At 37.2% G+C, this 12,608-nt stretch carries 8 protein-coding genes; 2 read left to right on the forward strand and 6 right to left on the reverse strand.

Going from position 1 to position 12,608, the window contains the following annotated elements; all coding sequences use genetic code 11:
* Positions 1-35 precede the first annotated feature (35 nt).
* The 6 genes from NK356_RS11470 to NK356_RS11495 form a co-directional block, all read right to left on the reverse strand.
* A complete protein-coding gene (locus tag NK356_RS11470; RefSeq protein WP_034695167.1) occupies positions 36-1,355 on the reverse strand; it encodes a RagB/SusD family nutrient uptake outer membrane protein in 1,320 nt (439 codons plus the stop codon).
* A 12-nt stretch (positions 1,356-1,367) separates the two neighbouring features.
* Positions 1,368-4,697 (reverse strand): SusC/RagA family TonB-linked outer membrane protein, encoded by a 3,330-nt coding sequence (locus tag NK356_RS11475; RefSeq protein ID WP_253317015.1) that lies wholly within the window; start codon positions 4,695-4,697, stop codon positions 1,368-1,370.
* A 6-nt stretch (positions 4,698-4,703) separates the two neighbouring features.
* A complete protein-coding gene (locus NK356_RS11480) occupies positions 4,704-7,277 on the reverse strand; it encodes a zinc-dependent metalloprotease (protein ID WP_253317028.1) in 2,574 nt (857 codons plus the stop codon).
* A gap of 129 nt (positions 7,278-7,406) precedes the next feature.
* Positions 7,407-8,990, reverse strand: coding sequence for a histidine kinase (locus tag NK356_RS11485; RefSeq protein ID WP_253317016.1), 1,584 nt, complete (start codon positions 8,988-8,990; stop codon positions 7,407-7,409).
* 220 nt (positions 8,991-9,210) lie between these two features.
* Positions 9,211-9,777: a cysteine hydrolase family protein gene (locus NK356_RS11490; protein ID WP_253317017.1), complete on the reverse strand. Its 567-nt coding sequence runs from the start codon at positions 9,775-9,777 to the stop codon at positions 9,211-9,213.
* 18 nt (positions 9,778-9,795) lie between these two features.
* Entirely contained in the window at positions 9,796-10,740 is a 945-nt protein-coding gene (locus tag NK356_RS11495) for an alpha/beta hydrolase (protein ID WP_034695158.1), read from the reverse strand.
* Positions 10,741-10,882: 142 nt separating this feature from the next.
* On the opposite strand from NK356_RS11495, the gene NK356_RS11500 reads away from it, so the two are divergent.
* Both NK356_RS11500 and NK356_RS11505 read left to right on the forward strand, forming a co-directional pair.
* Positions 10,883-11,242 (forward strand): helix-turn-helix domain-containing protein, encoded by a 360-nt coding sequence (locus NK356_RS11500; protein ID WP_034695156.1) that lies wholly within the window; start codon positions 10,883-10,885, stop codon positions 11,240-11,242.
* A 183-nt stretch (positions 11,243-11,425) separates the two neighbouring features.
* Positions 11,426-12,601: a thioredoxin fold domain-containing protein gene (locus NK356_RS11505; protein WP_253317018.1), complete on the forward strand. Its 1,176-nt coding sequence runs from the start codon at positions 11,426-11,428 to the stop codon at positions 12,599-12,601.
* Positions 12,602-12,608 lie beyond the last annotated feature (7 nt).

Here is a 12,608-nt window from a genome sequence, read left to right on the forward strand (position 1 = left end):
AGCGGCTTCCTCTGTATTGAATTTGATATGAAGTTCTATAAATTAGGGTTATTCTTCTTCGCACTCATTGGATATTCAATGGTATATCGCGGATCATTCTGCTGAAGAATATACTCTTTACCACTAATCGTGTGGCTTATTTTTTTCTGATTTGCTCTTCTTAAGTCGAACCATCTTTGACCTTCCAAAGCAAATTCTCTGAATCTCTCATCCAGAATAAAGGTCATAAATGCTGCAGAATCCATTGAGTTTACTGCATTTTGTACTGAAGTATATCCATCCGGAGTATATCTGTTTTTTAATACTTTCAGAAGTGTTTCTTTAGCTTCTGCCAGTTTATTCAACTTTAATAATGCTTCAGATTTTATAAAGTACTGTTCAGCTGTTCTGAAAGATACTTTAAATTCTAAGCTTCCTCCTTTGGTGACTTTATACTTACTACCATTTTTTTCAAAATACATGCCAAACCTTTTATCTGTAGTAGAATTGTATGAAGAAATCAATTCCGGAGATGCAAAAGATAAGTTCTTTATAGAGTTATCCCATGTATTATCCAAAGCCATGATAGACTCCGGAGAAGCATAATGGTTGGGTGGTGTGTTGACAGTATTTAAATTGCTCAAATCTCCTTTTACTGCCAATACCTGATCTGCATAGTTTAAAGCTTTATTCCAGTCTCCTTCATATAGCGCAGCTCTTGCCTCAAATGCCAGCAATGCTGTTTTTGAGAATCTATAATTGACTCCCAGTGCCTGCTTCTGCTCCACCATCAGATCCTCAGCCTTTTTAAGGTCTGCGTGAACCTGTGCATATACTTCCTGTACAGAAGATGGCTTCAATACCTGCTCAAGATCAATTTCAAGATTGATAGGAACTCCTCTGTCTGTAGAAGCCGTAGCACTGTTGTATGGCTTTCCGTATAAATTCACCATATCAAAATACAGGTAAGCACGAAGGGCATACGCTTCTGCTAAAATCTGGTTCTTTTCCGGAGAATCCTGCATGGTTTTGCTTCCTTCATTGATAATCTGATTCAGATAAAAGTTCACGGAATAAAAGCTTACCCATGGGAATTCCGTAGATGCCTGATCATTGTTTGCGTCTTTCCACATCGCAATTTCACGATAGGAAATAAAATCTGCTGAATTATCATCAATATTCACCTCATCAGTACGAAGTGCCACCAGTGATTTGTGAACAGGATATTTTGAATATGCAGATGTAAGTACTTTTCTGTAGTCTTCAGCAGTGGTAGGAATCACTTTTCCTTCAGGCTGAATATCTAAAAACCTGTCGCATCCGATACTGATAAAGCTGATTGCTGCAAGTGCTATGATTGCTGTAATTTTTCTCATTTTTCTCAAGTTTTAAAAAGAAACATTAAATCCTACGGTTACCGACTTGGTGATAGGCTGTGCATAAATATTACCATACGTTTCCGGATCGAAATATCCTTTATATCCGTTACTGAATACAAACAGGTTACGTCCTTCAACACTCAGTCTCAAACTTGTGATTCCCATCGGGTTTGTAAATTCTTTAGGAAGTGTATACCCCAAACGGATACTGCTGATTCTGATATAGCTGATCTCTTTCGCCCATACATCCAGTAAACTGTATGCATTGGAACGGTTTCCGGTAAACCATTTATTCGCCATCCATCCGTCCGGATTAGCGTCCATATCAGGACTTGTAATTCCCGGAAGCGAACCTCCGGCTTCATAAATATCTCTTGTGTAATTTCTTCCTCTGTCCAGCTCCATACCGCGGTAAGAAGGTGTTCTCATTACCGTCTGCTTCAGGTTGAATGTTGCAGAGATGGTAAGGTCAAAATTACTTACTTTAAATGTGTTGATAATACCTCCGGTAAATTTAGGATCTCTGTCTCCCACATAGGTAAACAGGCTTCTCAGCTCCGCGTTTGAAAGTTTGGTATCTACAAGCTGTCCTGGCAGGAAATCTGCATATACATCATATAGCTTAAAGAATTCTGCTGCTGAAATCTTCTGATCTCCTTTCCAGAATAATGGGTTCCCCTGTTCATCCATTCCTGCGGTTTTCAAAGCAAAAACAGCATTTACAGGTAGCCCTTCTCTGGAAGGAAGCAATGCATTATCACGTGGCTGCTCGCTCAATACTCTACTCTTGTTGTGAGCAAAGTTGATGGTAGTGGTCCATTTGAAATTATCATGATTGATGTTTCTGGTAGATATGGCCAATTCAAACCCTTTATTGGTAAGGCTTCCCCAGTTCATCATCGTATATTCGAATCCTGTTTCAAGAGGAGTTTCTTTCATACTGATCATATCTGTACCTTTTCTGCTGTAGACATCAGCGGTAAGGCTGATACGGTTATTGAACAATCCTAAATCAAGCCCTAAGTTGGTATTGGTTGTTTTTTCCCATCTCAGTTTATCATTTGGAGGGCTGAGAACATTGATAATAGGTTCTTTTCCTCCCGGAAGAATTGTGGCATCATTATATTCACCGATGAAGAACGGTGAGGTGTTTCTGTCGATATTTCCCTGAAGACCATAAGAAGCTCTCAGTCTCAGGTTAGATACCGCAGAAATATTCTTCATAAAGTCTTCTTTCGTTACCAGCCAAGATCCTGAAACAGCCCATATCGGAAGGTATTTATATTTCTTATTCACCCCGAAAAGGTTGGTTCCGTCATATCTCACACTTCCGAAGAATGTATATTTCTGATCGTAAGTATAAGAAGCTGTCGCAAACATAGACGCATAAGCATTCTCTATAGGAGCTGCTTCACGGTAGGTTTCATATCTTTTGTCCGCTGCAAAACTTGAATTCGGGAAAACGATTGCTGTGGCTCTTCTTGTTGCAGGATCGTATCCGAAAGCTCTCGTGATAGTCGTGTTATCTTCTGTTTTACGGATTTCTGTACCTGCCATCAAATCAATTTCATGCTTATTGATCTTTGTGCTGTACGCTGCCTGCAATTTCCAGTTGTATTGGAAGAAATCATTATCCCAGTTTTGTTTTACCGCACCAGCCGGTAGAAAGTAATTGTATTTACCATCTTTATAGTAACGGGTATTTTCTCTCATTTTTCTGGTGAAGTAGGTATTCTCTGCTGCAAATTTCTCTGTTTTATTAGCATCATACTGAAGGCCTAACTGAGAGGTAAATCTTAAACTTTTTGAAGCTTTATATTCTAAATCTAAAATCGCTTTCAGAGAGTTATTTTTCAGTGAATAGTTGGTATTCTCTCTTTCTTCCAGGAAGTTGAAAGGAATATAACGGTCTTCAAAACCATCCATATCTTTATCATAGTTGTAACTTCCGTCTGCATTAAAAGGTCTCAGATATGGATTGGCATTTCTTGAATAGTTAACCGGGTTTATTGAAGCATCAGCATCCGTTACAAAAGAGGTACGTTCACTTTGCGTTCCGAAAATAGAGATTCCTGCATTTAACTTATCGCTTAATTTGTAGTTGTTTTTTAAAGTCAGGTTATAACGCTTAAAACCTGTCCCGATAGTTGTTCCTTCTTCATCATAGTATCCCAGAGAGAAATAGTAATCTGCGCGGTCACTTCCTCCGGAAACACTTAATCCGTATTGTTTGTTGATGGCATTTCTGTATAACAGTTTGCCCCAGTCTGTATTGTTATTTCTTAAACCGTTAATCTGTTGGCGAGTCAATGAATTCAACGCATCAAAACCTCCGTTTCTGAAAGCATCAAGCTGGCTGTTCTGAGTCAGAATTCTCATTACTTCTCCTTTATCTGCACGGTACGTAAGATCTGCACGCTTGGCAAGCATCAATTCCAGATCTACTTTTTCAGAGGCATTTAAAAGGTTTAATTTATCAAAGTCAGGACGTGATGTCACAAAAGTATCTGCTGAGAAATTCAGTTTCAGACTTCCTTTCTTTCCTTTTTTAGTGGTGATAGAGATAACTCCATTGGCTGCTCTTGCACCATAAATAGCTGTTGCTGCAGCATCTTTAAGAATGGTAATATCTTCAATATCGTTAGGGTTCAAACCTGCGATAGAGAAGTTCTGAAGCTGGTCAATATTGTCTTTATCCGTAAAGTTCGGAACATCATTTCCTTCTAACGGAAGACCGTCAATTACCCATAGCGGATCCTGAGGACCGGAAAGAGAAGCTGTACCTCTGATTCTGATCTTCGCCGGACTTCCCGGAGCTCCCGTTTCAGGAGTTACTGCCACACCGGCAATCTGCCCTGCCAGCATCTGATCTACACTGGCAACACCAGCCTGGCTGATGTTGTCCATTTTCACTGTAGAAACCGCTGAGGTCTGTTTACGCTTTTCAATTTTCTGATATCCGGTGATGATGACTTCCTGGATTTTATTTTTATCTGAAACCTCAGAAGTCAGTCTGATGGTATAGTTAGTCTGCCCTTCATTAAGCTGAATGACTCTGGATTCATAACCTGGATAACTTACCAATACGGTTTTTGTATCGGCTGGGATTTCCAATATAAATTTTCCGTCCTTATCTGTCACTGTACCTACTGATACACTTTCGATAATTCCTTCTAATTCTGTTTTTGTAGAGACCGACTGTGTCTCGATTTTTATAGATGCACCGGTAATAATGTGAGACGAATTTGCATCTTCAATTTTCCCGGTGATGGTTTTCTTTTGCTGGGCCATTGCTATATTAGCAGCCAAAAGAGGTAAAAGTATTAGAGTTTTTTTCATTGCCGTTTATTTGTTTAAAGCCTCTTGTATACGAATGATTAAATCTGTGTAATGTGCTCTGGAAGCATCATCACCTCTGTACCTTGTTCTGTTCAGTAAGTCCAGAACTTTCTGAAGTTCTGCTCTCTTGTAAGTCGTCACTTCAGATACTCTTTTCATGGATGAATAATTGATATTCCTCAAACCGTGATCCTCTTCATGGAAATTACAGATGGTCGGCATATTCAAAGTATCATCTACTTTCAATCCTTTTACCGCTGTTTTCTCAAATAATTTGTTCACCGAAACGATCAGGGCATCCACATAATTTTTCTGTGTCATTTTCTCAAGCATCGTAAGGCTTCCTTTTTTATTGAAAATGGCAGTTCTTACCTGATCAAATAAATTCTCAACCGTATAGATTTCTTCTTTAGAGCCGGACATCTCATGTTTCAGCTCATTTTCAAGTAACCTCAACAGCCTGTCATCCATAAACAAGGAGTAGATATTCGCATACTGCATTCCTCTTGCCAGGGTATAAGGCGTCTGCTCGAATGGTCCCATTGGTGAATCTTTAACCGGATATGTTTTTTCTGTAATCGGATTAAAGAATAACCACTCCGGAAGATTAATCGCATTTTTAACAAGATAATCAACCGCTCTTCTCTGAATTTCTGCAGGTACAGCTTCGTAAGCTTTCTTTTTGTTACCAAAAACAGTATTGTTAAGGTAAATTCCTCCTACATTCGCCATCACATGACCTGTATACAAATCCCACTGTCCGATCACTCCCAGATACAGTTTTCCGGCATCTGTGTATTCTTTACCATCTTCATACGTCCATTTCAAGAGGTTGTTAATCACCACTTTCAGGTTTTTGATTCCATATTCGCTGGCTTTCATCGCATCATCACCTAAATCTTCAGACTGCGAACGCGGATCAATGGTTTCCAGATAGCTCTGCTGCTCTCCATAGAAATACATCGGGTCATCCTCGTGTTTTTCAATTAGGTTTTTCAGCGCTTTTTTCTCTACGAATTCATCCGGATACCAACGGTAACCCCACTCTATGGCATATTTATCATAAAGACCAATTTTCGGAGTGATTGCTGTAACGCCATCTTCCGGCTGAGCTACGTAATTGTAACGTGCATAATCCATAATGGAAGGTGCCGTACCGCCCATTTTGTCTGTAAATTCTTTGGAACGAAGCGACTCTACCGGGAATGCAAAAGATGCTCCCATATTGTGCTTCAGTCCGAAAGTGTGTCCTACTTCATGAGATGAAACAAAACGGATGGCTTCACCCATATGTTCATCACTGAATTTATTTCCTCTTGCTTTTGGATCAATAGGCCCTGTCTGAATTCTCATCCAGTCATGAAGAGAAGTCATTACATTATGCCACCAGATGATATCTGCCTCAATAATTTCCCCGCTTCTCGGATCTACTACTGATGGTCCCATTGCATTTGACTTTGGCGAAGCGGCGTAAGTAATTACAGAATATCTTACATCATCAATATCAAAATCTTCATCTTTCTCATCCGGCATTTTCGCAACCACTGCATTTTTGAATCCTGCCTGCTCAAACGCCGCCTGCCAGTCATGTACTCCGGCAATGATTTTCTCACGCCATTGTTTTGGAGTTGCCGGATCGATATAATAAACGATCGGTTTCTTAGGCTCTACCAGCTCTCCTCTTAAATATTTTTCTTTATCTTCATCTTTAGGTTCAAGATTCCATTTGGTAATGAAAAATTTTTCATCCATTTTTTGCTGGTTGTCATTGAACGACCAGTGTTTTTCGGAGAAAAATCCTACTCTTGAATCCGCAACTCTTGGTTTCATCGGTATTTTAGAAAGCAGAACCAGATTGGTTGTAACACCTAAAGTTACCGGAAGATCTACGCCCCCTTCATTGACAGAAGTAGACAATTGAGATTTCACCACAAGGTTCTTAGGAAATGTTTTCACTCCTTCTATATAAGAAAGACTTGATTTCACAGATCCTCCTAATCCTACATTGGCCAAAACATCATTAAAGCTCTTTTGATTTCCATCAAAAACTTTGTTCACTTTAATGGCTACTGCTGTAGAATCATTGTTTTGCGCCTCAATATCAAAAACCTCAATGACAGATTCTGAAAAGTTATCCTTCACCGATTTTGTAATGGCATCATTTTTTGGAGATGACACTTTAGGCACCACCGTTTTTACCCATACTTTTTTAGCTACAGGATCACGGTGAAAAGAGATGACTTTATTTTCATAATTCATTCCTTTGTTTAAACCTGCTTCATTAACCTGCATAGGTACCTGAGAAAGTTTGTTTACCACCAAAAACTGACGTCCCATCAAACTGTCAGGAATTTCAAAATAAATATCCGTCTTTACCTGAATGGTATTAAAGAGTCCTTTTTTATAGGTTCCTTTTTTGATCAGGTCTTCAATTTTTTTGGTTTTCTTTGAGGAAGAGGTCTCTGTCTTATCCGTTTTTTCTTTGTTGACCTTTACCGTATCTTTATCTTTTTTCTGTGCGAGTGCCATTGGTGAGGCCATAGCAAGACCGAGATACAGTGCGAGCCTGTAATTCTTCATTAAAATAGTCCGATTCATTCCAAATAGTAAATATCTTAGTTTCAGTAAGCAAAGCTATAAGTATCGTGAATCATATATATAATATTAGGGAGTGAATGGTGCTAATTCGGGAGTGAATGGATTTTATTTTTACTCCATTAAAGGCAAAAAACATACGAAATATTCACCATCTACAGAAATATTAAGAAGATTATTCTTAAAATATCCATAAATTTGGTTCAAATAATCAATTCCGAATTTCTCTCCCTGCACTGTTTCTGCTTTAGGCTGCCATGTATTCTTTACCGTGATCCCATCCTTGTCAACGGTAATGATGATTTCCAGAGGCTGATCTATGGTTGCAATATTGTGTTTGGTCGCATTTTCCGTGACAATCTGAAGAGATAAATAGGGAATTCTTTTTTCCAGACTTTCCGGAGCATTAATAATCAATTCAAACTTCAATTCTTCATCAAACCTGCTTTTCAAAAGTTCCATGTATTGCTGTATAAATTTGATTTCCTGCGAAATCGGAACAATATTATCTTTCGGAGGCACTATAAGATACCTGTAAATTTTAGAGAGATTCATGGTAAACTTCTGAGCATTTTCTTTATTAATCCCGATCAGCATATAAAGGGAATTCAGAGAATTGAAAAGGAAGTGCGGATTGATATTATTTTTAAGCTGCTGAAGCTGATTGATTACTTCGGCTTTATGCATCTTTTCGTTCTCTATCAACAATAAATTCTTCTCAGACTGGATTTTCTCTTTCTCCTGATAGGCCAGGCTGGTTGCTCTTTGAAACAATATAAAGACCGTTACAATAAGAAACAATGCTGCCAGAAAAATATAAACGGTATAGGTTTTTATCTTGCTGATATTTTCATCAATAATAAAATTCACGTGATTCACTACCGTGTATCCTTCAAAATTATCCGTTTTCAATGGTTTTATGAAGCGGGTTACTTCCACTCCCAGATATTCTGAGACCGCTGTTCCTTTAGTATATCCTGCTTCAGTTTTGCTCGTGAGGGTATCATTAGCTTTAATATCCGTAAAGTCAAAAATATTCTTTCCGATGTATTTTTTTTCAGGATGGGTAATACAGATTCCTTCTTTTGTAAAAACATAGGCGTAAGTATTGGAGCTTTTATCTACGTTAATAAAATATTGATGAAGATCATCCAGACTCACGGTAGAACCATAATACAATTTGTTTTTATCAGGCAGCATCAAAGAATCATAGCTTACCCAGTACATGCTGTCCTTTTTGGTAAGCAAAAGGTCTTTGAAATGTCCCGGACCATTGTTTTTTATCACAATAGAATTGTCTTTATGATCTGTATTCTTGAAAATATCAGATAAGGGATTATTGCTCTCAGACTTTCCTGAATTAATGTTTTCATAATAATACCAGCTGTAAGGGAGCAGATTTCTTTTTTTGTTTAAATCATTTAAAACCAAAGAATAATCTTTATAATTCTTCAGACCGTCTTTCTGGATCAGGGCACGAAGCAGATATTGATAATCTTCAATATTTCTGAATTCATGTTCTATAGACTCATATTTTCGGAAGAATGTTTTCTTTGCAAAATCATCGGTATTTTTCCGGCTGTCTTCAGTGATCAGAAGACTTAGAACAGCAAATGCTGCCACAGCAATCAGGCAGGCAGACAAAGCAGTAATATAAATGGACTTTTTGGATAAAGCGTGCTTAAAATTAATAATCAAATTCTCTAAATTGTAAGTTCCTCAACATATAAATTATTCGTTTGCAAAGATATAACAAAGATTCCAGGACTGTAAAGTGAATTATTTTTATCTTTTAAACCGCCAGTGGGCCGCTTATTTTTTTAACAAAAACATGTCTTTTAAGCTATTTATTTCAAAAATATAAAAAAACTACCAAAATGATGGTAGTTTCAATGTATTCGGATTCTAATTTTTCTTCCTATAGCTTTCTTAATAATTCTTCGGTATTAAGGATGGTGGCAAATTCTTCACTCAGATTGGCTAACGCCATGAGATGAACCAGTTCTGCTTCATATTTTTCTCCATGTATCCCTACTCTGTCAAAAGCCGCCGTAGCATCAGAAATCACATAGGTTTCATATCCAAAATTTCCTGCCATTCTTGCTGTAGTGGAAACACAATGATTGGTCGTAATTCCCAGAATCACCACAGTATCTGTTTTCTGAAGATCTAATTTTTCTTTCAGATCTGTCCCTATGAAAGCGCTGTTTACATTTTTTGTAATAATACATTCATCATTTTGGGGTAAAACATGATCATTAAATCCAAATCCAGGATCAGATTCATGCAGTTTCGATGTAAGATTGGTTGAGCTGTGCCTGATGTGAAACACCGGCAAACTCAGGTTCCGCCATGTTTCCAGTATTTTCCCGCTTAATTTTTCTGCTTCTTTGTTATTTCTGTTTCCTCCCCAATAGTTTTCATCAAGAAATCCTTTTTGAATATCAATAAGAAGCAGTGCTGTTTTTTTATCCCGTAATTTCATCTGTTTTTATTTTATACATCATTGGAAAAGTCTGCTCATAAGAAACTTATTATATTCATCTTTCATAGGAGAATCAAAGAGATCAAATACATGCAGCGCACCGGGAATTACCCATAATTCTGTTTTCACTCCTGCTTTATATAAGAGCTGAGCATATTCTACATCTTCATCTCTTAAAGGATCCAACTCACAGGCAACAATGGTAGTTTGTGGCAACCCGGAAAAATTATGATAAGACGTAAGATCCGAATATTGAATGCTTTTATCTTTATTTTCTTCGCCCAGAAAATGCAGCCACGCTGTCTTTGCGTAATTTTTATTCCATAGTGGAATATCTGTAAACTCTTCCATTGAAGGAGTATTCAGTCTGTTGTGAATGACAGGATATAGTAAAAACTGATGTTTTATATTTTTAATAGTATGGTCTGCTGCCATTTGAGTTACTGCCGCTGCCAGATGCCCACCTGCACTTGCCCCGAAAACGGTGATATGATCAGAATTAATCCCCAGCTCAGAAACACCATGTCTTATGATCCATTGTAAAGCATCAAAACCATCTAAAACAGGAATGGGAAACCGGTATTGAGGAGCCAGCCTGTAATCAACAGAAATAATAGTTGCCTTAAGTGTATCTGCAATTTCAAACATATGGTCATCTACCTGCTCCGGCAATCCGAAAACATATCCTCCTCCATGAAAGTAAAGAAGAACCTTGTCACGGTTAAAATCTTCAGGCTGGTATACGTGAAGTCTGATCTCATATCCATCTTCCGAACTCGGTATAAAGATATCTTGCACAGCAATATGAGGCGGTTTTTTAAAAGGATGTGCTTTCGTAAATTCTTTTCTTTCCTGCTGAATAATTTCCGGGCTATTCAAAAATAAAATTTCATCAATTTCCAACGAATAAGGAACATTTTCAATGTTATTTTTCAGATCAATGTTAATTCTATTAAAATTCATAATATCTCAAATATTTTATACTAAACAAGTCATAAAACCATTTTTCAACAGAATATTCCCTGTTTTTATTTGTAAATTTACCTATCAACATTATGCTTTCCAAGTGTACAAATGATTGTCTGGAACGAACAAAAATGTAAGTATGAGTATTAAAGAATCATCCACCAATAATGAAAATAAGAAAACACTGGAGTACAGCTGTTCTGAAATATATGCTGTGAATCTGATCAGTGGCCGCTGGATACTTTCCATCTGTTATCATCTTAAACATGGAAAAATGAGATTTTTTGAACTGAAAGATAAGATCCACAATATTTCTGAAAGAATGCTTACCCTTCAGCTAAAAAAAATGGAACAGGAGGAACTAATCATTAAAAGAGTATATGCAGAAGTTCCCGTAAAAGTAGAATATGAGCTTACAGAAATTGGTAAAAAACTGATTCCTGTTCTGAATCAGCTTGAAGTATGGGGTAACGAGCATAAAAAAGTGAAGAAAAAATAAGCTAAATTCTCACTACTTTTTTTAAAGAAAAAGTCTAAAGAACAACTCTTATTTTATACACAAACCGAAAGACAAAAAAGCAGGAATAAGTCTTAAAGTTAGTTAATATCGTTGTTCAGACCACAGATTCAGCACGCTATATTTTGAAAATTAATTATCTTCGCCTACAAATCTTATTTGAAAATGAAGAAGATCATCTCCGGGATATCTATTTTTTGTGCCATCGCAATCTCTGCTCAGGAAGCCATCCAGTTTCAGGAGCTGCCATTCAAAGATATTATTGCAAAAGCCAAGAAAGAAAAGAAATTGGTTTTTATTGATGCATATGCTTCCTGGTGTGGTCCATGCAAAATGATGGAAAAAAATGTATTCACTCAGAAAGCTGTAAGTGATTATTACAACACCAACTTCATTAATGCAAGATTTGACATGGAGAAAGGAGAAGGAAGAGACATTGCTTCAAAATTCGGAGTACGTTCCTATCCTACTTATCTTTTTCTGAACGGTGAAGGTGAACTTGTTTCCAGAAATACAGGATATATGGAAGAAAGTCTCTTTGTGGCAATGGCACAGGACATTAATTCACCCGGAAATAAAAAAGGTTCTCTTAAAGATCGTTTTGCCGGTGGTGAAAAAGACCCGGAATTCCTGATCAACATTATGAAGCTTAATGCTAATTCAGATTATGAATTCGCAAAAAAAGCTTCTGAAAGATATTTCCAGAATAAAAAGAAAACTGAAGAGCTTACGAAGGATGAAATTGGATTTCTTCTTTATTTCATAAAATCATCAGAAGATACCAACTACAATGTCTTTGCTTCCAGAAAAGCAGAAATTATTAAATATCTTCCTGAAGAAACTTATACCGAATTTGATGCTCAGCTGAAGTTAGGAAAAATAGTAGAACAGTCAATTGATGATAAAAATAAAAAAATCAACGATGACTATTTCATGAAAACTGCCGAACCATTGGTTGGAAAAGAAGCTGCTATAAAAAAGCTGAATCAGACGAAGCTCAGCTATTATGAGCAAAACAGTAATTTTCCTGAATACGAAAAAGCTGCTTTAGACTATTATAAAAATTCTGATACCTTTGATCCAAATGAGCTCCTGAGAGCAGCATGGATATTCGCAGATCATGTGAAAACACCGGTTTCCTTAAAGAAAGCTACTGAATGGGCAGAAAAATCTGTCATGAGAAGCGAAACTTCTGAAAACACTTATATACTTGCCAAACTCTATCACCTTACAGGAAATAAAGAAATGGCAAAAAACTATGCTGAAATGTCCAGAAACATGGCAGTTCAGGGCAATAAGGATTCTCAACTGGCAGATGAATTATTAAAGCAAATAAAATAAACATTAA

Origin of the sequence: Chryseobacterium sp. S0630 (assembly GCF_024158915.1) — a bacterium.
GTDB lineage: Bacteria > Bacteroidota > Bacteroidia > Flavobacteriales > Weeksellaceae > Chryseobacterium.

What these genes read in the sequence shown, in the direction of transcription:
- NK356_RS11480 (WP_253317028.1), bottom strand. Translation starts at nt 7,277, where the DNA reads ATGAAGAATTACAGGCTCGCACTGTATCTCGGTCTTGCTATGGCCTCA.
- NK356_RS11505 (WP_253317018.1), top strand. Translation starts at nt 11,426, where the DNA reads ATGAAGAAGATCATCTCCGGGATATCTATTTTTTGTGCCATCGCAATC.
- NK356_RS11490 (WP_253317017.1), bottom strand. Translation starts at nt 9,777, where the DNA reads ATGAAATTACGGGATAAAAAAACAGCACTGCTTCTTATTGATATTCAA.
- NK356_RS11470 (WP_034695167.1), bottom strand. Translation starts at nt 1,355, where the DNA reads ATGAGAAAAATTACAGCAATCATAGCACTTGCAGCAATCAGCTTTATC.
- NK356_RS11475 (WP_253317015.1), bottom strand. Translation starts at nt 4,697, where the DNA reads ATGAAAAAAACTCTAATACTTTTACCTCTTTTGGCTGCTAATATAGCA.
- NK356_RS11500 (WP_034695156.1), top strand. Translation starts at nt 10,883, where the DNA reads ATGAGTATTAAAGAATCATCCACCAATAATGAAAATAAGAAAACACTG.
- NK356_RS11495 (WP_034695158.1), bottom strand. Translation starts at nt 10,740, where the DNA reads ATGAATTTTAATAGAATTAACATTGATCTGAAAAATAACATTGAAAAT.